Below are 21,348 nucleotides of genomic sequence, written 5' to 3'. Positions count from 1 at the left end.
TTGTTGTTGCACTAATAATTATTATCAGTATCATATGCCCCGCATTGAGGCACCAACTTCAATGTAAAAAACTATGGCGGCCGTTAGCTCAGCTGGTAGAGCAGTTGGCTTTTAACCAATTTGTCGAAGGTTCAAATCCTTCACGGCCGACCACTTTTTTAAGACGAAGATTTTGATTATAAAATAAAAGCCTAGGCTTTTAACGTTTATACCCAAATAGGTCGAAGATTAAATTCTTCACACCGACCACTTCTTTTTCTTGTTTTAAGGAAAAGTAAAAATAGTTTTGTAAAGTTTATATCGGCCGTTAGCTCAGCTGGTAGAGCAGTTGGCTTTTAACCAATTTGTCGAAGGTTCAAATCCTTCACGGCCGACCACTTTCTTTAAATAAAAGATTGAGGTTGTGATATAAACGCTGTTGTAAAAAATGAATTCGGCCGTTAGCTCAGCTGGTAGAGCAGTTGGCTTTTAACCAATTTGTCGAAGGTTCAAATCCTTCACGGCCGACCAATTCATTAAAATGTAATAGGAATTTTGAGTATAATAAAAGCCGAGGCTTTTAACGCTTATACCCAAATAGGTCGAAGGTTCAAATCCTTCACGGCCGACCAATTCATTTAAAAATCAAAGTATACCCTTGTATCGGCCGTTAGCTCAGCTGGTAGAGCAGTTGGCTTTTAACCAATTTGTCGAAGGTTCAAATCCTTCACGGCCGACCACTTCTTCAGTGGTTAGTAGATACAAGTACTTATATTCAAAATTCTCACTTCCTAAAAATATTTTATCAGAACATTCAATTTACTTCGTAAATCTACTTCGAGAAACTAGAAACGAAAAGCAGCTTGCTGTTTTAGTCTTCGGTTAAATGCTAACAGTCTCCTTATGCTTTCATAAAACACCGAAACATTACCGAACCCTCTCTCTTAATTTCTCGTCTCTAGCAACCTCGTCTCTTTCAACCTCGTTTCTTTTTTAAAATTTATCAACTATAGTAATTTCAATGATTTAAATTAGTTATATCAATTACATTTATGAATTTATCAACTGGCGCTTAGTATTAGGGAACATAATGAAAAAATTACATTTAAGCTTATCTTTAATTTGGCTTTTGGGGCTCTTGTCTTTTGGTTCAAGGGCTTCAGAAGAAAACGCAACTCCTTTAACGGACGTATGGGTTATAACAATCGATAATGTGAATAAAAAAGCCTTTGAGAAAGGTTTAAAGGCCCATATGCAATACCGCGTTGATAAAGGCGAGAAAGTTAGTTGGAATGTATACACCCAAGTAGTTGGTGATCAACTTGATACTTATGTTTTACGCGCATGTTGTACTAATTGGGACAAAATAAGCGACCATAATGAATGGAGTAAGGCCGCAAAAACATCTAAGCACTGGCGTGAAAATATCCTTAAATACATTAAACACAGAGAACATTTTTACAGTAAAGTTGATAGCGATAATAGTTCTTGGGACACCTCTAAGACCTTTAAATATTTCTCGGTTGATACGCTTTACCCAAAACCAGGTGAACGCTTTGAAATGCAAGCATCTATTAAAGCGATAAGCGATGCTGCTAAACAAATGCAATGGCCAGAAAGCTGGTCGTGGAATAGGCGTATAGGAGGTAAACCTATGTTGCAATTAGTGGTTGGGCATGAAAGTTATGCTGACATGATGCCACAAGATAAATCATTCTTTGTGCGCTTAAGTGAACAAATGAATTCAAAAGAAGATGCACAAGAATTGTTAGAAGAATATGGTCAGAGCTTTAGCGAAACGAACTATTCAATTTGGGTGCACCGTATAGGACTATCGTCTCCGGAGACAGTTTCTAAGAATTAATAGATCTACTGCGCATTTCTATAATGGCCACTACTGTGGCGGTATTATTTACCTAACGACTTTCAAGCGGTTTTCTATGGGGTTGGGGGCGAAGCAAAGCTAGAATGCTGCGCCTGGGAAGTTATCTTTTTATTTTCTTTTGAGTAAATATTATCAACGGTAGTATTAAGCCTCCAACAGCGCCCCATAAATGAGCGTCTATTGCGACCGAGGCATTAATTAACGCTTCAACATCGGCGCTAGCACCAAATACTTGCTCGTAAAGGATTTTGCCCCAAACACCAATCAATAATAAGTAGCCTGATTTCCAACCTTTTTGAATGTCTAGTATAGCGCCCCAAACAAAGATGCCATGTAACACGCCAGACAAGCCTACATATCGTGTCATGTCAGGCACCAAGTAAAATATGCCTACACTACAAATAAACGCGGCAAGGAAAAATGACACGCTATAAGTTTTATTGCTGTAATGATCGCCGTGTAACGCCCATAGCATAGTTAGCCCGGCAAGATTTAATAACAAGTGGTTGAAATTCGTATGGGCAAAGTGACCAGTGATAAAGCGCCAATATTCACCATCGATTATCCGGTTGCGATCAAAAATTAAATACTCTGAAATACCGTCAGGCAGCAAGTAAACAATTACCGCAACAATGAAAATACATAAGGGCAAGGTGAATGCTTGCGAATTAAAAGGTAAAGACAACTTCAACATAGGGGACTTTCAAGTTTATAATAAGGTTAATTATTTTTATTTAACAAGCTTTTGCTTGTCGGTGTTATGAGCAGACAGTATTGCACAAGGTGTCAACGACCGCTAGTCACATGTATTTGTAATTTATGTTGCCACATTGAAAACAATGTAAGGGTTATATTCTTACAACATCCTAGTGAAGAGAAGCAAGCTAAAGGTACAGCGATGCTAGCGCATTTAAGTTTGCAAAACTCCAATATTATTATTGGTGAAAACTTTGATGAAAGTGTAGAACTAAATAGCCTCATTAACGATGTAAATAATCATGTCTTATTACTTTATCCTACGGAAGATACCCAAGTAGTAAGTAAGCTATCTACTGATATGCAAAAGCAAACAATAATTCTTGTGCTGGATGGTACGTGGAAAAAAGCCTATCGCATGTACCAGTTATCAACAAATTTGCAGCAACTAAATAAAATCACTCTGGCAAATAATATAAAAAGCCAGTATGTTATTCGCAAGCATCATAAAGACAGTGATGTATCTTCATTAGAAGCATGCGCACATGCATTAATAGCCTTAGAAGGTAACAATGACAAGTATGCTGAGTTGCTAGATAGCTTTACTAAATTCAATCAATTTCAATTGTCACTGGCTAACAAAAATAGAAACGAAAGGAACTAACGTGTTCAATAAGCTAAAACTATTTACCCTTATCCCATTATTAATGTTCACAACAGCTTGTACCGTGGAACAATCAAGCAATAGCGTTGTTCGTGAAGATAGAGAGCCTGAAGCTGCTACGGGCATACAAAAATCGAAAGCGGTAGTAGGCAAAAAGTATATGGTTGCTGCAGCAAATCCATATGCGAGCGAAGCAGGTTTTAATATTTTAGCAAAAGGTGGTAATGCCATTGATGCGGCTATTGCTGTGCAACTGGTGCTCACTTTAGTTGAGCCTCAGTCTTCAGGTATCGGCGGCGGCGCATTTATTTTACATTTCAATAATTCGGATAAGCAGTTAACTACTTTTGATGGTAGAGAGGTTGCCCCTGAACACGCTAGCCAAGATCAATTTCTAGATGCACAAGGTAACCCTGTGCGTTGGATTGATGCTGTAGTTGGTGGTCGTAGTGTTGGCGTCCCCGGCGTATTAAAAGCGTTAGAAGATGCCCACCAAAAACACGGCAAGCTACCATGGTCAGAACTCTTTGATGATGCAATAAATTTAGCCGAACAAGGTTTTATAGTATCGCCTCGTATGGCAAAACTGGTCGCAATGGCGTTTAATCCAGGAATTCAAAAACTACCAGCAGCGAGCAATTATTTTTTCCCAAACGGGCAAGCCGTAACTGCTGGAACATTACTTAAGAACCCCGAATTAGCTAAAGTATATAAAGCTATCGCTAAACAGGGCACAAAAGTGTTTTATCAGGGCTGGATAGCAAATAGTATTGTTCATGCCGCTCAAAACTCTGCAATAGCTCCAGGACGCCTTTCGTTATCAGACATGGCAAATTATCGGGCAACAGAAAGTAAAGCAATTTGTGGTGCATACAAGCTCTATGAAGTCTGTGGGATGCCGCCGCCTAGCTCCGGCGGGGTTGCAGTAATTCAAATTCTAAAACAACTTGAACAGCATAACTTAGCGCAATATCCAGCTAATGATGCAAAGGCTTTGCACCTTTTTACTCAAAGTTCACGGTTAGCGTTTGCTGATAGAGCAAAATACATTGCCGATCCTGACTTTGTAAGCGTACCGGTTGAGCAATTACTTGCTACAGATTACTTAACTCAACGTGGGCAATTGATCTCGTCAAAGTTTGATATGGGCAGGGCTGTAGCCGGAGAATTTGAAAACATTGCAAAACTTGCCAATGATAATGCCATAGAAATGCCATCAACGTCGCACATTTCAATTGTTGATGGAGAAGGTAATGCAATTTCAATGACCACCAGTGTTGAAATGGCCTTTGGCTCAGCGGTATTTGTTGAAGGTTTTCTGTTAAATAATCAACTTACTGATTTTTCATTAGCACCAATGGTAAACGGTTCCCCTGTCGCTAATCGTTTAGAGCCATTTAAACGCCCTAGAAGCTCTATGGCACCCACTATGGTGTTTAATCAAGATGGAAGCCTTAGATTGGTTGTTGGCTCGCCTGGTGGTAGCCGAATAATTAACTATGTTGCGCAAACTGTGGTTGGCGTATTAGATTGGCAACTTGATATTCAATCAGCCATCGATTTACCTAAAGTGACTAATCGCAATGATGCTACCACTTTAGAGAAAGGCACAGACATTGCTGCTTATAAATTACAGCTAGAATCTATGGGTCATAAAGTTAGTGTTAGAGACTTAAACAGTGGTATCCATGGTATTGAGGTCTTTACAGATAAATTAATCGGTGGAGCGGACCCGCGCAGAGAAGGTAAAGTTTTTAGTCAATAAAAACTAGGGTCAGAGTCAGGTTATTAACAAATAACCTGACTCTGACCCTCATATTTTATTACTGTGAAAGTTCAGCGTCAGTGAATGTATCTGAGAACAGAGGGCTTGATAAATAGCGCTCTGCAGAGCTGGCTAATATCACTACAATATTTTTATCAGCATTTTCAGGCTTTTCAGCTAAACGTTTAGCTGCTACAACTGCGGCACCTGATGAAATTCCAGCTAAAATACCTTCTTCTTTCATTAAACGGTGTGCCATTGCCATTGAATCATCATTTGAAACACGTTCAACTGAGTCAATGATTGAAAGATCCAGGTTACCTGGAATGAAACCTGCGCCGATACCTTGAATTTTATGTGGACCCGGCGTTAATTCTTCACCTGCTAATTTTTGTCCAATTACTGGCGAGTCTTCTGGCTCAACGGCAACTGATTGTAATGCTTTACCTTTAGTGTTTTTAATATAACGACTAACACCTGTAATAGTACCGCCAGTACCTACACCTGCTACAAAAATATCAACTTTACCTTCTAAATCATCCCAAATTTCAGGGCCAGTCGTTAGTTCATGAATTTCTGGGTTTGCCGGGTTATCAAATTGACCTAAAATTAAATACTTATTTGGATCTTGAGCTTTAATTTCTTCGGCTTTATCGATAGCGCCTTTCATGCCTTTTGCGCCATCAGTTAGTTCAAGTTTTGCCCCTAATGCAACTAATAGCTTACGACGCTCTAAACTCATGGTATGTGGCATAGTAAGAATTAGGTCATAACCTTTAGATGCGGCTACAAACGCTAAAGCAATACCGGTATTACCACTGGTTGGTTCAACTATGGTAATGCCTTTTTTAAGAGTTCCTTTTTTCTCAGCATCCCAAATCATGTTTGCGCCAATACGACATTTCACACTGAAACTAGGGTTTCTCGCTTCAATTTTTGCGAATACATTACCACCAGTAACATTGTTTAATTTTACTAAAGGCGTTTGGCCAATAGTATCTGGGTTGTTTTGAAATAAGTTTGTCATGGTTTAGTCCTTTGAAAATCGGTTAAATCGCGTTAATATTTGCGTTAATTGTAGTTAAGATTACACCGTTTTCATATTTTCGAAAGTAATAGAACGATATAACTAATAACTGTTTGTTTTAATATGTTTATTAAATTTTCAAGGATCCCATGAGTACATTTAAAGGCACCAAAAATTACATCGCTAGCCAAGATCTCCAACTTGCCGTGAACGCTGCAATAGCACTTGAAAAACCATTACTAATTAAAGGTGAACCTGGCACCGGTAAAACCATGCTTGCAGAAGAGTTGGCCGAAGCATTAGGAACCGATTTGATCCAATGGCACATAAAATCTACTACTCGAGCACAACAGGGTTTGTACGAATACGATGCGGTTTCTCGTTTGCGCGATAGCCAGTTAGGTAGCGAGGGGGTAAAAGACATCAGTAACTACATAATTAAGGGTAAGCTATGGCAGGCCTTTACTGCAGACAAGCGCCCTGTATTACTGATTGATGAAATAGATAAAGCTGATATTGAATTTCCGAACGACTTGCTGTTAGAACTCGATAAAATGGAATTTTACGTTTATGAAACCCAAGAGAAAGTCGTAGCAAAGCAACGGCCAATTGTAATTATTACTTCTAATAATGAAAAAGAGCTGCCCGATGCGTTTTTACGTCGTTGTTTTTTTCATTACATTAAGTTTCCTGAAAAAGATGAAATGCAAAGCATTGTCGATGTGCATTTTGACGGTTTAAAACAAACCTTACTCGATGAAGCGTTAGCGGTATTTTTTAACCTTAGAGACATACCCGGTTTAAAGAAAAAGCCATCTACATCAGAACTCATTGATTGGTTAAAACTATTGGTTGCCGAAGATATCCCGACAGAAGTGCTGCATCAAACCAGTCAGAAAAAATCTATCCCACCATTACATGGCGCATTATTAAAGAATGAGCAAGATGTACATTTATTTGAAAAGCTAGCGTTCATGCATCGTGGTGAGCGTTAATGCTGTTAGATTTCTTTATCAAGCTGCGTGAGTATCGAGTACCGTGCACCTTACGTGAGTTACTCGATTTACTTGGTGCGATGAAAAAGCATGTGATCTTTTGCTCTATCGATGACTTTTATACGTTATCTCGGGTGATATTAGTTAAAGATGAAAGCCATTTTGATAAATTTGACCGAGCCTTTGCTAATTATTTTGAAGGAGTAGCTAATGTAGAGCTGGATTTATCAGGTATTCCTAAAGACTGGCTAGAAAAACGCTTTGTGAAGCATTTAAGTGAAGAAGATAAAGCCAAGGTAAAAAAACTTGGCGGCTTGGATGAGCTTATGAAAACGTTAAAAGAGCGTTTAGCCGAGCAAGAAAAACGCCATCAAGGCGGCAATAAGTGGATAGGGACTGGTGGTACGTCACCGTTCGGCGCTGAAGGCTATCACCCTGGAGGTGTAAGAATTGGCCAAGATGGCAATAGAAATTTCAGTGCAGCTAAAGTGTGGGATAAACGTGAATTTAAAAATCTGGACTCAAGTGTAGAGTTGGGTACACGTAACATTAAAATTGCATTAAGAAAGCTGCGGCAATTTGCTCGCACCGGGGCAGGAGAAGAGCTTGATTTAGATCATACCATTAGAGCAACTGCTAAAAATGCTGGTTACCTTGATGTAAAAATGCAACCAGAGCGTCATAACGCAATAAAAGTATTGATGTTTTTTGATGTTGGCGGCTCAATGGATGATTATATTAAAGTCTGTGAAGAGCTATTTTCAGCGGTGCACACCGAATTCAAACATCTGGAATATTTTTATTTTCACAATTGTGTGTATGAGCATGTTTGGCATGATAATGGTCGCCGCTATCAAGAAACGCTAGATGTTTGGGATATCATTCATCGTTTTTCAAAAGATTATAAAATTATCTTTGTCGGGGATGCCACTATGGGGCCTTATGAAATTGCCTACCCTGGCGGCAGCGTCGAGCATTGGAATGAAGAGCCAGGCAGTGTTTGGCTAGAGCGTATCACTGCACATTTTGATAATTGTATTTGGTTAAATCCTCAGCCATTAAAATACTGGAATTATTATCAATCGATTGGTTTAATGAAACAACTGATGGCCAGTCGAATGTACCCAATGACGATTGAAGGTTTATCGGCAGGCATTAAAGAGTTACTCTAAACCGACTCCAGTCGTCCTGTACTTGATACGGGATCTAAGAAAAAACGGTATTAGGGCGTCCCGTACTCGATGCGGGAGCTAAGTAAAAATCAACAGGAAGTTTGATGATAAACATATTCGCTAAAACTAAAAAGAAGCTAACTTTCGATGAAACTCAAGAAATCATCACCCCATTTGCGTTCAAATTTAATGAAGAGTTATTTGGCACTGCAATAGCAAGTCCATGGAAACGCGGGGTTGCTATTTCGATTGATTTTTTATTGATTGCAGCATTGAGCGGCGCTGGTGGCGAGTTATTAGCGATAGCATTAGCGATTATGGCCTTTAGAATGGGGAGTAAACGCAGAGCAGAGCAGCAAGGAAAGGTGAAAGGGCGTAAACGTCGTGCCATTATGCGTTTTTTTGGTGCGTTAATCGTATTAGTGTTGCTATTAAATACCTTACCGCCGCTAATGAAATCTTTATTTGGTGATGGTACTAACGAACAAAGCCAAGAAGAGTTAAGACAATTAAAAGAAGATGGCGTTATTATTATTGGCGATAAAGATGTAAATGTAGGCACGGCATTTAAAATGGCTGGTTATGCGATCAAAACCATTCAGGAAATAGAAAAACACAACTGTACTGAATTATCTTGTTGGCAAGAAGTGCTCACTGAAGTTCCTGACAGAGCTGTCGAGCTTGGTTTAAATTCCAAACAGGCGACTGGCTTATTCACCGATGTGAGTGAATCAACAGAATTATCTGAAGTGGATCAAGAGCAGCTTGTTCAATACTTGGAACATAAATACACTGCATTGATTGAACTTAAACAAGATATGGATACCACTATAGAAAATGAGAAAAGAGAAGTTGTACAGCAATCAATACCTGCTGTCGAAAATGTAGAAAAGCCCGATATAAATAATTACTACGAAGGGCATCCAGAAGATCAGGAAAAGAAAAATGATAGACCTATTTATTCAATCATCGAGCTGTTTAAAGGAATTATTGACGATCTAGGTTTAGGCGTTGGTTGGGCTGCGTTTTATTTTACCGTGTTCACTGCACGCTGGAATGGTAAAACACCGGGTAAACGATTAATGAATATTCGAGTGTTGCAACTTGATGGTACACCGTTATCTCTGTGGGATAGTTTTGGTCGGTTCGGTGGTTATGCTGCTGGTCCTGCCACTGGTTTACTAGGTTTTTTACAGGTGTATTGGGATCCTAATCGGCAAGCTATTCAAGATAAAATATCAGCAACGGTAGTGATTGATGAAAAGAAAAAAGTAGCACAAGAAATTATTGATGCAGCCAAAGAAAAATATGAAAAAATGGTTTAGCTAATCAAAAATCTTTAGCTATTCTTTAAGTAGAATTTATATGGAGACTATTATGAATAAAGTTATATTGCTTTGCTTTTTCAGCATATTATTGACAGCATGCACTTCTACTGGAGATGATTCATCAAGCTCGGTTAAAGCGAGTGGTGCTCCAACTGATGAATGTGCTTCTCTGGAATATTTGGCTAGACAACAATGCTTATCAGATAAAATGAATGCCGGTTAAGTAGTGTAAAACGATACCAGTCCAGTTCCTGACGAAGGTCAGGATCTCGCTTTTATTTTTAGATCCTGAAACAAGTTCAGGAAATGATTGCCCCCTAGAGCATAAAACGTCACCAGTTCCTGACGAAGGTCAGGAGCTCGCTTTTTTTTAGATCCTGAAACAAGTTCAGGAAATGATTGCCCCTAGAGTATAAAACGTCACCAGTTCCTGACGAAGGTCAGGAGCTCGCTTTTACTTTTAGATCCTGAAACAAGTTCAGGAAATGCCAGGACGTTAGGATGAAGTAGTTATGCGTTAAGAACGTGATTAGTGCGCTAGCAGGGTTGGCTCTTGGTTTCTCGAAGACAATTAATTGCGAAGCAGTTAATGTCTGTTCTCGATTCTAGTAAATAAATTACATCCAAGCGTAACTAAGCTTTAAAAATGCGGTACGTTGATTTTGTTTTAATTCTTTCTTTTCGCCAACCAATTCATTATCAATTGAGTTGTCAGAGTAACCTAAAAAGAATACCGTTTGTGGATTTAATTTATAAGAATAAAGCAGTTGTGTCGAAAGGTTATCATGATAATTCGAATCAATAATAATATCAGGGTTATTATTAGAGTTGTAATCGGTAGCATTGTAAACCATGGTTAACCGCAGGAAACTGTTCACATTAAACGCATAGGTTAATCTGAAATCAGTAATATTTTCGCGGTAGACGTAGTCATTATCAGCTTCTAATTCAGCATACACATGCATTAATTCAAGTTCTAAATGAGTAGTAATATTCCAGATAAGATCAGGGGCAAATTCAATTAACTCACCTTTGCGATCATTAGTATAATCAATGGAGTCACCAATACGACTAGAAAAACCAAACATGAGATCGGCTCTGGGCTGAATGCTCATGTATAAGTCTACATAATCCAGTTCAAATAAACTGGTATTATCATCAATCGCACTCAGGTTGGGATCATAACGTAAACCAACTTGCTCTTCATGCGAATATATCACATCAAAAAGGGACTGCCATGGGCCCCAAATGGTATAGCTTATTGATGAGCGCTTATTGATTAAATCACCGTCATCATTATGACTCGTTTGAAACTCTCCGCCAAAAATCATTTCTGACCAAAAGGTATCATCAGAATAAACAGTTCGATTAATTGTGGTAGTGAACTCGTTATAATCAACTTGTGGAAGATAGCCTAGGTCTGCACGAAAATCTTCGCCGATAGCCAGATATTTTGTTTTAAACAACCAATTTTCACTGTCGTGTTCAAATTCAAGGTTAAAGGCTTGGTCGGTAAAGCTACCTTGATTTTTGTTAATCATTGACGGTAAATAGCATTCATCTTGTGCGCTACCATTCGAACACCACTTTTCATAAAGCGCTACAGGATATTCTGTATCTGATGTTAGTACTTGGGCAATAAGAGTATTGCTAACCGACATTTTATATTTAGCATCGATAGCATTAACGTAATTGTGATATTGATCAGCGCTTCGCATTGTTGACGTTAGGCCAAATGACAAGTTTTCATTTACATCATAACGATAGCGCAGCGCGCCTGAATAACTCTCATCATTTATTTCATCAGGTAGTGAATAAAGATTACCGGGTAATATTAAGCTGGTAAAATTGTCTTTGGTCATAAAAAAGCCAAAGGTTTGTTTATCAAGTTTTCCGGTAATTTTAGCTCCAACGTCAGGGTCTGTGATGTTTCGGGTATACACCAGATTAAGTGGGCTGGAAAAATACTCAGAATTGTCTAAAAAGAATGTTCTTTTTTCATCAAAAAATAACGCAGAGGTTTTATTAACAGATAATTGCCCTGCATCAGCCTCAACATTGGAAAAATCTGGGTTTATTGTTGCATTCAGCATTACATCCGGGGTGATACCCCAACGTACATTTAAGCCAAGCTCAGCATCATTGTCAGATTGCCAATCTTCATTTTGATAAACGTCACGTTCTTCATCTACTTTTGCAACTACTGATGGCGTAACTAATAAATTTTTACCTATTTTTGCTTGCTCGAAACCTTGCATTTCATCCATTTGGCAAGTCCAACAAGGGTCATTACGATCAAGCTCAATATTTGAAATACGCAATACTTTATCTCTTGGGTATAGTCTTAACAGCTCTATCCCCCAAGTTTTAATATCATCACTTTCTTCAAAATTAAGCTCTCGATAAGGGATAGCAAATTCAACCTGATAACCATGTTCGGTTACCTTGCCGTTAGCATCCCATATGCCATCCCAAAGGTTGCTATTTTGCGAAGTCATTTCATTATCTATGCCGTCGTTTTGTACGCCATAAGGATTAACAAAAAACTTATAAGCCAGACGGTGATTGTTAAAAGTATCTAACTTGATACCAACAATATCATCAGAAAATGCATCATCACGGTCGCGAATAAACGCTTGAATTTTTTCTGGGTTAGGATCTTGCGCTATAAAAGCAAAATAAATCTGTGTGCCATCTTCAAATATATAGGCATCAGTTTGTACTGGGCTTGGGGTGTTTTCATAAGGATAGTTAACAATATTAACCGAAACATGCTTGGCTTGCTGCCATACAGGCTCATTAAGCTCGCCATCAAATGTAATGTCAGCTTTAATGTTTGGAATGATAATTGGCTCGGCCAAAGATGGAAAAGCAGTACTACAAAATAGCATTAGCGTGGCTAATACTGTCGCGCTCCTCCGGGGCAAAATCATGACTACTTCCTATGTTTGCATTTATTATTATTGTCAGAGCTTTAATATTTACAGAGCCCTGTATTGTTAATACCTTTTAACAACCTTTTTATAGCGTATTTAACGAGTTACTGTCAATGTAATTAAGCCCTTAACACTAAATTAACGCGGGTTGATTATGCCTTAATAGTGAAATTTTTTTATCGAATTAGTTATTAACTTATGGATAATATAAATTGAATAGGCATAATGAAAATAGATAATTATTCATTAAAGATCATTTGGAATTATAGTGTCATTAACCGTTTTTGATTTTATTGCCTTAACACTATTTTTTACCTGTTGGATTGGTTATACCCAGTTTGCTCGTATTAAAGCAAAAAATACCGCTTGTTTGTCGAGAGTCCTACATCAGCATAGAATTTTATGGATGCGACAAATTCTTGATAATGATGTACGTGTTTCACATGCAGCGTTACTGTCAAATTTAGATCGCCATGTCGCCTTCTTCGCCTCAACAACGTTATTGATATTAGCTGGTGTGTTAACACTGTTTACTCAGGTAGACAATGTTAATGAAGTTTTATCATCAATTCCAATTGCCACTGAACGCAATCATGTCGCTATTCAAATTAAACTTAGTTTACTAGGTATGATATTTGTTATGGCATTTTTTCAATTTACCTGGTCAATGCGTCAGTACGGTTTTTTAAACATATTGATAGGTGCGGCCCCCGTGGCGGAACAAACCACAAATCCAGCGTTACTTGATTACGCCAAGCAAATGGGCGTAGTGCAAGACCAAGCAGGGCACGCCTATAACTATGGTTTACGCTCGTACTATTTTTCGTTAGCCGCGCTAAGTTGGTTTTTTCATCCGCTCATGTTTATTGTTTCAAGCCTTGCTGTAGTTTATGTATTGTTTTACCGAGAGTTTAAATCAAAGGCTTTGCGGGCAATAATCCTAGCGATCAAAGATTTAGAGTCTGAGGACATATGATAAGAACATTACAAGGTGGTTGTCATTGTAAAAAGGTGCGTTTTGCCATAGAGGTAGTAGATACGCCCTATATTACCGAGTGTAATTGTTCAATGTGTACGATTACAGGGTTTATTCATTTAATTGTACCAAGTAATAAATTTACTCTGCTGACTGATCAAAGTGAATTAAGCTGTTATCAATTCAATACAAAAGTGGCGAAGCATTATTTTTGTAAAACGTGCGGAGTTAAATCATTTTATATTCCGCGCTCGAATCCTGATGGCTATAGTGTTAACGCTAAATGTTTAGACACAGACGAATGGCAGCAATGGCCGGTAGAAAACTTTGATGGACAAAATTGGGAAGATAATGCTGATACTTTAGCTCACCTTTCAAAACCTGATATCTAGCATCTAAGACCTAAGAAATAACATTAACCAAAAGTAGACATCGCAGTGCACCCGTTAGCAAATTATTCAATCAAAGATTTTGACAAACATAACTGTTTAAAACTGTCTTTTATATTTTATTTTATTTTGGCCTTTTTATTACGAGGCTATGTTGTGGGTATTTTATCATTAAGTAATTTACGCGATAAGTTAAGTTTAATTCAGTGGGTCTATTCAGATTCGAGCCTATTTTATTTAAGTTTAGCCACAGGTATCCCTGGTATTTTACTGTTAATTGTTATTTTTGCGCGAAAACCTAATGCCAGTAAGTGGCTGCAAACATTATGGAATAAGTTTCTAATGTATAGCTGTATAGCTGTGAGTTTGGATTTAGGCTTTTACTGGGGACAACACTTGCTGTTTGGCCAAGGGAAACTGAATTGGTTAATTACCCAAACCGTTGTTGGTATAGGCTTGTTGTTACTGGCAAAGAGTAGTAAACGAGTACAAATCAATTTATCTGAATTTCCAGAAGAGATTGATGACACGCCACGAAAAGTTAGACCTGATCAAGCTAAATAGATCTTCAAGCCAGACAACGTGTGGGTTTAGTCGCATTAGTGGTAAAGGGCGATATGTGTTTATCGTCAGCGTTTTTATTATTTTCTTTTTTCAATTATTTACTTACGGTGTATATCGCATTTTATTAAACGCATATAGCTATAAATAATCGGGTTACAGAAGTAGTTGAAACTGATTCTTTATAGTTATTGATTTAATTTCCAAACATAGGCTAATATTAAAGTATTATTGTTTTTAAATACTTATACCATTTAAAGTAAATTATCCCTTAGTGGAAATCATTTATTTTAATGTGGATCAAATACTCGTTAGGGCCGCTCACTTCAATGGCAAATATTTCTCCAACTAGTTTTTATGGCAATGCTGCCACCATATCGCAGGCGTTAAATGCATCTGATGTGGATACCAACATCTTGTTATTACAAGCTGGCATCAATATTAAAGAGTACAAACATGGTATCAATCGGGTTCCTTATGATTTAATGGGGAAGTTTATTGAACTGGGAATTTCAGCAACTGATCCAAGCCTAAGTTTAAAAAGCTGCGAATTTTTAAGCCCAGCCAGCTACCATGCACTGGGCGTTGGTTTATTATATAGCGATAACCTCCGCTCATTTTGTCAGCGTTATCAGCGTTATTTTGCATTAATCAGTACGTTATTAACTGTTGAGTATCATGAATCTGGAGGCAAGGCTTGGTTAAGCAGTAACGAGTTGGATAACGGCTCACAAGTAGTTAAAAACTTTGATTCTGATTGTTTTGCGGCGATCACAGTAAAGTTTATTCGAATGATCCGCGGCCCTGAGTATACCCCTAAAAAGATTAGTCTGATCTGGACACCAAGTGATGATATTATTCAAAGATATCATGATTATTTTCGTTGTGAAATTGAGTTCTCTGCCAAACAAACCGCAGTCTGTCTAGAAGTATCTGAACTCGATAAAGAATTACCTGCTTCTAACCGTGAACTTGCTCGCGAGAGCGATAAAACCGTTACTGAATTTTTAGAGAAAACCGCCAAGGTAGATTTAAAATCTCGGGTAATGGCTAAACTTATCGAGTTTCTCCCATCGGGTAATTGTTCACGAGAACGAGTGGCAATGTCATTACATATGACCGCAAGTACTTTTCATAACAAATTAAAGAAAGAAGGCACTAACTATCAAGATTTACTTGATCAAATTCGCAAAGAATTAGCTGAGCAATACATTGGCAAAGATGGCATGTCGATGGCAGAAGCCACTTATTTATTAGGCTTTACCGACTGCAGTAACTTCTCTCGCGCATTTAAACGTTGGGTAGGTATGTCACCTAGAGATTACCGAAGCTCACTGGATAATAGTTAAATAACTCGTTATAGCAGCCCGAAAGCCCTATAATTGTTTTTTTTGCTTTCTAAACTTTAAAATCTACAAATTAACATTAGATTAAACCTTTTTGACTGGAATTAATTTACTATTTTTGCCAGTATATTTGCCTGTTAATTAACCTCTATTAAATTAATTACCTAAGTTGTAGCCATGAAGTTGTTTTCACCTGTTAAGTTTATCTTTGTTTATGTGAGTATGATCTCATCTCAAGCCTTTGCGCAAGGAACAGCTTCTTCTTTATGGATTGAGCAAGATCAACATAGCAATATTATTCAAAGTAAAAGTAATCAAGCAAAGGCTTTGTTCAATATTAAAGCCAAAAATTCACGTTTATTATCAGCAAATATTAACGCTTTAAATAAACAGTTGAAAACAGCGCACTTGCAACTTGAACTGCCATTACCAAATGGCCAGTTAGTAACATTTAATTTGCAGCAAAATTCAGTGCTTCCACAATCACTTTCTGCCAAGTATCCAACAATAAAAACATTTACTGGTATGCAAGTTGGTAATCCTAAAAATAGTGGCCGATTCGATATTAGCAGTAATGGCTTTCATGGTGCGTTTAATCATAATGGCGAAACAGTATACATTGACCCACAACAACGTGGTAATAATGAGTTATACCTGAGCTACTATAAAAAAGATGCTCTACCGCTAACGACAAAGGTAACTGACAGTACTAAGGAAGCTAGCCGTGAGCAAATTAGTGCCGAATTAACTGCTTTAGCCGCAAAAACTACGGGGTTAACCTCAATAAATAAACGCTATCGTATCGCATTTTCAACATCAGCTGAATACAGCGTATTTCATGGTAATACCAAGGAACAAGTGTTAGCAGCTATCGTCACTTTAGTTAATCGCATGAATGCGGTGTTTAGTCGTGATTTGGCGGTTGAATTTATCTTGGCTGATAATTCTGATGCGGTAATATTTTTAGCTCCGCAAAAACCTGACGGCAGTTACGATTATTCACAGGACCCATTTGATAATACTGACAATGGCGTATATGAAAATCCAGCGATAGCCGAACAATACATTGGCAACACAAATTATGATATAGGCCACTTGTTAACAACTGGCGCAGGTGGCTTAGCGGGTGTTGGTGTTATTTGTGATAATGAAGAATTTATTGATGGTGGGGTAAACTATGGTGGCCCATGGAAAGCTGTAGGCGTAACCGGTAGTGAAGCACCAACGAATGACAGTTTTTATATTGATTTTGTCGCTCATGAATTAGGTCATCAACTAGGCGCTGAGCACAGTTTTAACTCGTTAAGTGGTGCTTGCTCGGGAAATCGCTGGAGTGATTCTGCCTTCGAACCTGGCAGCGGGTCAACTATTATGGCCTATACGGGTATTTGTGCTCCAACTAACTTACAAACCAATTCGGATGATTATTTTCATATAAATTCTATTTTAGAAATGCGTGACTATTTAATTAATTCTCCATATGGAAATAGTTGCGGTGCAGGCTTTACACCGGATGAATCACTTAATCAACCACCAGTCGTTGATGCTGGCGTTAATTTTACCATACCTGTAAATACACCTTTTACCTTAACTGCTACTGCCAGTGATGATAATAATGTCTTAACTTATGCTTGGGAGCAATACGATTTAGGTACAGCATCTTTTGATCCAGAAACTATGATTGATAATGGTGACAGGCCAATATTCAGGTCTTTTAAACCTACCACTAACCCTGCACGAACGTTTCCACAATTGGCTAGTGTGTTAAGTGGTGAATTAGTTATTGGTGAAAATTACCCAACCACAACAAGAACATTGAATTTTAAAGTAACGGCTCGTGATGAGCAAGGTGGGGTAGCTGTAGATGCAACTTTAGTAAATGTATTGGCAAATGCTGGTCCCTTTGTACTTACCGAGCCGGCGAATAATGATTATTGGTCAGAGCAAGCACAAAGTCTAGTCCGTTGGGATGTGGCCAATACTGAGGATATTAATGGCGTAAATTGCCAATATGTAGACATTGAATTTTCTGCCAATGGTGGCCAGAGCTTTGATTTTATCTTGGCTACAGAAACTGAAAATGATGGTGAACAGCTAATTAATACGCCTGTCGTTAATAGTAAAACCTCTCGATTAAAAATTACTTGTACGGATAATGTATTTTTTGCCCTGTCGACGAGTGACTTTCAAGTATTCAATTCAACCGCTGAAAATATCGCTCCTGAGATTGTTGCTCAATACCCTTTAGAAGTATACGAAGACAATGAACTTACAATATCGTTAACAGACTTGGTAGTTGTTGATGCAGACAATAAATTTCCTGAACAGTTTAGCTTGTCGATCACCGCATCTGAGCACTATCACGTTTTAGAAAATACCATTATTGTTGATGAAAATTTCAATGGGGAGTTAGGCGTACCGGTAACGGTTAATGACGGTGAAGACGATAGTAATTCTTTTATGCTTACTGTTACTGTGTTGGCCGTTAATGATGTTCCCGTTGCTGTAGATGATACCTTTACTGTTCCTTATCAAAGTGCGTCTTCTTTGCTAGACGTTTTAGTTAATGATAGTGACGTAGATATTAATGATAGCTTATCTATTGCCAGTGTTACTTATAACGGCCAAGGCGCAGTGACAATAAATAATAATCAATTAAGTTATACGCCGCCAACAAAATATAGTGGCTCTGAAATGTTAACGTACCAAGTAGCTGACTCTCTTGGAGCTCGTACTAGTGCGCAAGTGACAATTACCGTTGAGCCGAAACACAATTCAGGCTCTAGTGGCGGAACATTAGCTTGGCTCAACCTATATGCTTTTATGCTTCTTTGTTGGCGAGTTAAATCTTCATCATTAAAAAATTAAAGCTGTTTTAACTCAAATGATTATTTTCATAATATATTTCAAATATAGTGATTCTCGACATAAAAAATTGTGCGCTATTTTGCTTAAATATGTAAAAAACACTGTTACATATAATTGTTAATTTTTTAAGTTACACTAAGAACATCAACTTATATTTAGCCCCTTCACTATAAGTCAAACCTTGGTAACTCGGTAAAAGCAAACAAGTTTGCCCCAATTGACTATCCTTTTAGGCATATTGACCTCCAGCCCTACATCAATTGTAAATTGATTATTGTAAGTTAGTTAAGTGCAATTAATAAAACCAATAACAATGCATAACACCATATCAAGCCTATTAGGGGTTAGATAATAAGAAATATTATAACTAGGAGAGAATATGAATGCAGAAGTAGGAGCGCTTGAAAGAATTCAACAGGAGCCAATGAAAATAGGGCAATGGTATGTTGTCGCTATCTGTATCGGTATATTAGCCCTTGATGGCTACGATGTTTTGGCTATAGCTTTTGCCGCACCTGGTATGACTGCCGAGTGGGGACTTTCTAAAGCCGTGTTAGGGATAATCTTGCCGTTAGAACTTGTAGGTATGGCATTGGGCTCAATTGTAATGGGGGCGTTGGCCGATACGCGTGGACGTAGACCAACAATGTTGCTCGGCCTAATCATTCTGACTATAGGCATGGCAATTGCTGGTTTAGCGCCTAATGTATGGGTATTGGGGGCATCTCGTGTATTTACCGGTATAGGTATTGGTGGATTACTTGCAGCGGCGACGGCGACATCAAGTGATTACTGCAACAATAAAAACAGATCTCTTGCGGTAACCTTGGTCGCAGGTGGTTTTGCCTTTGGTGTTTATTTAGGCGCTACGTTTCTGGCACCATTGCTTAAACAGTACGATTGGCGTGTGACCTTTTATTTGGGCGCTGTTATTAGTTTTCTCTTCATTCCACTGGTGTATTTGTTAGTTCCAGAAACGGTTTCTTTCCTTGAGCGTAAACGCCCAGCAGGAGCCCTAGAACTTATACAAAAAATTATGCGCCGTCTGGGTCATTCCGTACCTGAAACATTAAAGTCGCAAGAACAACAAAAAATTGAACCTGTTGGCGCTAAAAATTTATTTAAAGGTGGTCTAGCTGTCACTACAGGTATTCTTCTATTCGCCTATTTTGGAAATATTGGTACTTATTATTATTTTGTTAAATGGTTACCAACGATTGTTTCAGACCTTGGACATTCTGCTTCAGAAGCGACTAAAGTTTTAGGTGTTATCAGTTTAGGTGGTGTTGTCGGCTCTATCGGTATGGGGATTATTGCACGATTTTTGCCTATTAGAGTATTGATGGTTACTTGTCTTATTTTTGCCGCAATCGGCGTAGGACTTTTTCCATATTTCACCGACACATTAGCGAGCATGAAACAAATTGGCTTCTTTACTGGGACCTTTATATTTGCCGCCATCTCTGGTTTCTTTGGACTGTTTTCCTCATCTTTTCCTTCGTCACTGCTGGGGTCTGGCTCTGGACTTGTTCTTGGCATTGGTCGCGGTGGTGCAGTACTTGGTCCGATGATACCAGGGTTTCTATTTGCCGCCGGTATTCCGTTAACCAATGTCGCACTTATGATGGCCGCGGGCTCCTTTCTGGCGGGCATAACCGTTATGTTTTTGCATCAACAAAAAGACAAATAAAGAGTTCAAAAATGCTATCCTCCATCCTAAAAGTGTAAACACATTTCAGGAAGCGACAAATTAAACTAACAGGGCTACTTAACCGGTAGCCCTTTTTTATAGAGTTTATATTTGTTTACTGCTCCGGGATACTGAATGATTTAGCTGGGATGAATATCCGGGAGTATTCTATCTAATTTGAAGCACATAAATGTACTTGATATGTGCATTAAAGCTCATCTTTTATTGAGGGTAATATTTATTGCGGTTGATTATTTATCTATATAACAGTTAGTTATTCATTTTTTTCATGATTGGTAAGTTGCTTGCAATAGCATAGCTATGGCATACATCAACTAGGAATTAATTATGTTATTCGCAATTCTTTATCAGTTACTGCTTCGTAGAAATAGTGGAATTTTATTGATCCGTAAGTATGTACAAACATTTAAAGCCCATATTTATCAATTAACACCAGATAGGTTTTTAAGTCAGTATTTTTCCATGTTGCTATTTATTGTTTTTTACACCATGGTATTAAGCACCGCTACAGCGCAAACTAGTGAAGCCAAAGAGCAGGAGTTTGAACTGCAGCCTTATGTAGGTATTGGTTTGGGGGGTTGGGATCCCGGCGAGAGTGAACTGGAAGAAGATACAGGAATGGAACTCTACATAGGCGCTAAATTTAATGCCATTTTTGCCGTTGAGTTTGGCGGGTTTTATGGGTACAGCGAAGAAGTTGAGACTAACAATGAATTTGAACTGGACTCTTATTCATTGGCCGGGGTTGCTCATTACCCGTTGAACCAGCATATTGATCTGGTTGGCAAGTTAGGGCTATATTACTGGCAAACCGAGCTGAGAAGGTCTGATGTATGCTTCATTTTGTGTTCTGATGGTGAAAAACTCAATTCTGATAGTGGCACGGATATGTTTTTCAGTTACGGTATTAACTTTCATGTATCTAAATCAGTATCACTGGGCTTGGCACAAAGTCATTACTCGTTCGATACACTTGGCTATGAAACCGATTCTGTGATGACATCTTTGCGCTTAACTTGGTGGTTTTAACCAATAGTGAGCTTGGTATAA

Annotated in this window: 17 protein-coding genes and 4 tRNA genes; 18 read left to right on the top strand and 3 right to left on the bottom strand. The window is 38.3% G+C overall.

All coding sequences use genetic code 11. The annotated features are described in order from the left end of the window. Positions 1-77: 77 nt before the first annotated feature. From RI844_RS04780 to RI844_RS04760, 5 genes are all read left to right on the top strand, one after another. Positions 78-153, top strand: a tRNA-Lys gene (locus RI844_RS04780). A 148-nt stretch (positions 154-301) separates the two neighbouring features. After that, positions 302-377 (top strand) — tRNA-Lys (locus RI844_RS04775). Positions 378-434: 57 nt separating this feature from the next. Then, a tRNA-Lys gene (locus RI844_RS04770) sits at positions 435-510 on the top strand. A gap of 133 nt (positions 511-643) precedes the next feature. Then, positions 644-719 (top strand) — tRNA-Lys (locus RI844_RS04765). A gap of 350 nt (positions 720-1,069) precedes the next feature. After that, positions 1,070-1,843: a hypothetical protein gene (locus RI844_RS04760; RefSeq protein ID WP_348397302.1), complete on the top strand. Its 774-nt coding sequence runs from the start codon at positions 1,070-1,072 to the stop codon at positions 1,841-1,843. A 121-nt stretch (positions 1,844-1,964) separates the two neighbouring features. Here the strand turns inward: RI844_RS04760 and rrtA are convergent, their stop codons facing one another. After that, positions 1,965-2,558, bottom strand: coding sequence for a rhombosortase (gene rrtA, locus RI844_RS04755; RefSeq protein ID WP_348397301.1), 594 nt, complete (start codon positions 2,556-2,558; stop codon positions 1,965-1,967). A 66-nt stretch (positions 2,559-2,624) separates the two neighbouring features. Here rrtA and RI844_RS04750 point away from each other — a divergent pair, with 66 nt between their 5' ends. Both RI844_RS04750 and ggt read left to right on the top strand, forming a co-directional pair. Beyond that, positions 2,625-3,224 (top strand): tRNA-uridine aminocarboxypropyltransferase, encoded by a 600-nt coding sequence (locus tag RI844_RS04750; RefSeq protein ID WP_348397300.1) that lies wholly within the window; start codon positions 2,625-2,627, stop codon positions 3,222-3,224. Positions 3,225-3,267: 43 nt separating this feature from the next. Next, the gene (gene ggt, locus RI844_RS04745) at positions 3,268-4,989 is read left to right on the top strand and encodes a gamma-glutamyltransferase (RefSeq protein ID WP_348398320.1); all 1,722 of its coding nucleotides are present in this window, start codon (positions 3,268-3,270) and stop codon (positions 4,987-4,989) included. Positions 4,990-5,047: 58 nt separating this feature from the next. On the opposite strand, the gene cysK is transcribed toward ggt, so the two are convergent. Further along, positions 5,048-6,016 (bottom strand): cysteine synthase A, encoded by a 969-nt coding sequence (cysK, locus tag RI844_RS04740; protein ID WP_348397299.1) that lies wholly within the window; start codon positions 6,014-6,016, stop codon positions 5,048-5,050. A gap of 149 nt (positions 6,017-6,165) precedes the next feature. On the opposite strand from cysK, the gene RI844_RS04735 reads away from it, so the two are divergent. The 4 genes from RI844_RS04735 to RI844_RS04720 all read left to right on the top strand — a co-directional run bounded on the left by RI844_RS04735 (position 6,166) and on the right by RI844_RS04720 (position 9,734). Further along, positions 6,166-7,011: an AAA family ATPase gene (locus RI844_RS04735; RefSeq protein WP_348397298.1), complete on the top strand. Its 846-nt coding sequence runs from the start codon at positions 6,166-6,168 to the stop codon at positions 7,009-7,011. Continuing rightward, on the top strand, positions 7,011-8,183 hold the full coding sequence (locus RI844_RS04730) for a vWA domain-containing protein (RefSeq protein WP_348397297.1): 1,173 nt from the start codon (positions 7,011-7,013) through the stop codon (positions 8,181-8,183). The genes RI844_RS04735 and RI844_RS04730 overlap by 1 nt, the downstream gene beginning before the upstream one ends. A gap of 104 nt (positions 8,184-8,287) precedes the next feature. Beyond that, entirely contained in the window at positions 8,288-9,508 is a 1,221-nt protein-coding gene (locus RI844_RS04725; RefSeq protein ID WP_348397296.1) for an RDD family protein, read from the top strand. Between the two features lie 52 nt (positions 9,509-9,560). Next, positions 9,561-9,734: a hypothetical protein gene (locus RI844_RS04720; RefSeq protein ID WP_348397295.1), complete on the top strand. Its 174-nt coding sequence runs from the start codon at positions 9,561-9,563 to the stop codon at positions 9,732-9,734. A 394-nt stretch (positions 9,735-10,128) separates the two neighbouring features. Here RI844_RS04720 and RI844_RS04715 read toward each other — a convergent pair whose 3' ends face one another. Then, the gene (locus RI844_RS04715; RefSeq protein ID WP_348397294.1) at positions 10,129-12,444 is read right to left on the bottom strand and encodes a carbohydrate binding family 9 domain-containing protein; all 2,316 of its coding nucleotides are present in this window, start codon (positions 12,442-12,444) and stop codon (positions 10,129-10,131) included. Positions 12,445-12,715: 271 nt separating this feature from the next. Here RI844_RS04715 and RI844_RS04710 point away from each other — a divergent pair, with 271 nt between their 5' ends. The 7 genes from RI844_RS04710 to RI844_RS04680 all read left to right on the top strand — a co-directional run bounded on the left by RI844_RS04710 (position 12,716) and on the right by RI844_RS04680 (position 21,327). After that, positions 12,716-13,423, top strand: a complete 708-nt coding sequence (locus tag RI844_RS04710) for a DUF599 domain-containing protein (RefSeq protein ID WP_348397293.1) — start codon at positions 12,716-12,718, stop codon at positions 13,421-13,423. Beyond that, entirely contained in the window at positions 13,420-13,815 is a 396-nt protein-coding gene (locus RI844_RS04705) for a GFA family protein (RefSeq protein ID WP_348397292.1), read from the top strand. Before RI844_RS04710 ends, RI844_RS04705 begins: the two co-directional genes overlap by 4 nt. A 45-nt stretch (positions 13,816-13,860) precedes the next feature. After that, positions 13,861-14,376: a DUF2919 family protein gene (locus tag RI844_RS04700; protein WP_348397291.1), complete on the top strand. Its 516-nt coding sequence runs from the start codon at positions 13,861-13,863 to the stop codon at positions 14,374-14,376. A gap of 326 nt (positions 14,377-14,702) precedes the next feature. Next, positions 14,703-15,722: an AraC family transcriptional regulator gene (locus RI844_RS04695; protein WP_348397290.1), complete on the top strand. Its 1,020-nt coding sequence runs from the start codon at positions 14,703-14,705 to the stop codon at positions 15,720-15,722. A 174-nt stretch (positions 15,723-15,896) separates the two neighbouring features. Continuing rightward, positions 15,897-18,587: a reprolysin-like metallopeptidase gene (locus tag RI844_RS04690; protein WP_348397289.1), complete on the top strand. Its 2,691-nt coding sequence runs from the start codon at positions 15,897-15,899 to the stop codon at positions 18,585-18,587. Between the two features lie 379 nt (positions 18,588-18,966). Further along, the gene (locus tag RI844_RS04685; protein ID WP_348397288.1) at positions 18,967-20,277 is read left to right on the top strand and encodes an MFS transporter; all 1,311 of its coding nucleotides are present in this window, start codon (positions 18,967-18,969) and stop codon (positions 20,275-20,277) included. 348 nt (positions 20,278-20,625) lie between these two features. Next, positions 20,626-21,327 (top strand): outer membrane beta-barrel protein, encoded by a 702-nt coding sequence (locus RI844_RS04680; protein ID WP_348397287.1) that lies wholly within the window; start codon positions 20,626-20,628, stop codon positions 21,325-21,327. Positions 21,328-21,348 lie beyond the last annotated feature (21 nt).

The organism is Thalassotalea fonticola (genome assembly GCF_032911225.1).
Lineage (GTDB): Bacteria > Pseudomonadota > Gammaproteobacteria > Enterobacterales > Alteromonadaceae > Thalassotalea_A > Thalassotalea_A fonticola.
Note: the sequence above shows the minus strand (reverse complement) of the source record. Positions and strands in the feature narration are given on the sequence as shown.

Bases quoted from the DNA above. Each gene is read 5' to 3' on its own strand.
- RI844_RS04760 (WP_348397302.1), top strand. From the start codon at position 1,070: ATGAAAAAATTACATTTAAGCTTATCTTTAATTTGGCTTTTGGGGCTC.
- rrtA (WP_348397301.1), bottom strand. From the start codon at position 2,558: ATGTTGAAGTTGTCTTTACCTTTTAATTCGCAAGCATTCACCTTGCCC.
- RI844_RS04750 (WP_348397300.1), top strand. From the start codon at position 2,625: ATGAGCAGACAGTATTGCACAAGGTGTCAACGACCGCTAGTCACATGT.
- ggt (WP_348398320.1), top strand. From the start codon at position 3,268: ATGTTCACAACAGCTTGTACCGTGGAACAATCAAGCAATAGCGTTGTT.
- cysK (WP_348397299.1), bottom strand. From the start codon at position 6,016: ATGACAAACTTATTTCAAAACAACCCAGATACTATTGGCCAAACGCCT.
- RI844_RS04735 (WP_348397298.1), top strand. From the start codon at position 6,166: ATGAGTACATTTAAAGGCACCAAAAATTACATCGCTAGCCAAGATCTC.
- RI844_RS04730 (WP_348397297.1), top strand. From the start codon at position 7,011: ATGCTGTTAGATTTCTTTATCAAGCTGCGTGAGTATCGAGTACCGTGC.
- RI844_RS04725 (WP_348397296.1), top strand. From the start codon at position 8,288: ATGATAAACATATTCGCTAAAACTAAAAAGAAGCTAACTTTCGATGAA.
- RI844_RS04720 (WP_348397295.1), top strand. From the start codon at position 9,561: ATGAATAAAGTTATATTGCTTTGCTTTTTCAGCATATTATTGACAGCA.
- RI844_RS04715 (WP_348397294.1), bottom strand. From the start codon at position 12,444: ATGATTTTGCCCCGGAGGAGCGCGACAGTATTAGCCACGCTAATGCTA.
- RI844_RS04705 (WP_348397292.1), top strand. From the start codon at position 13,420: ATGATAAGAACATTACAAGGTGGTTGTCATTGTAAAAAGGTGCGTTTT.
- RI844_RS04695 (WP_348397290.1), top strand. From the start codon at position 14,703: ATGGCAAATATTTCTCCAACTAGTTTTTATGGCAATGCTGCCACCATA.
- RI844_RS04690 (WP_348397289.1), top strand. From the start codon at position 15,897: ATGAAGTTGTTTTCACCTGTTAAGTTTATCTTTGTTTATGTGAGTATG.
- RI844_RS04685 (WP_348397288.1), top strand. From the start codon at position 18,967: ATGAATGCAGAAGTAGGAGCGCTTGAAAGAATTCAACAGGAGCCAATG.
- RI844_RS04680 (WP_348397287.1), top strand. From the start codon at position 20,626: ATGTTATTCGCAATTCTTTATCAGTTACTGCTTCGTAGAAATAGTGGA.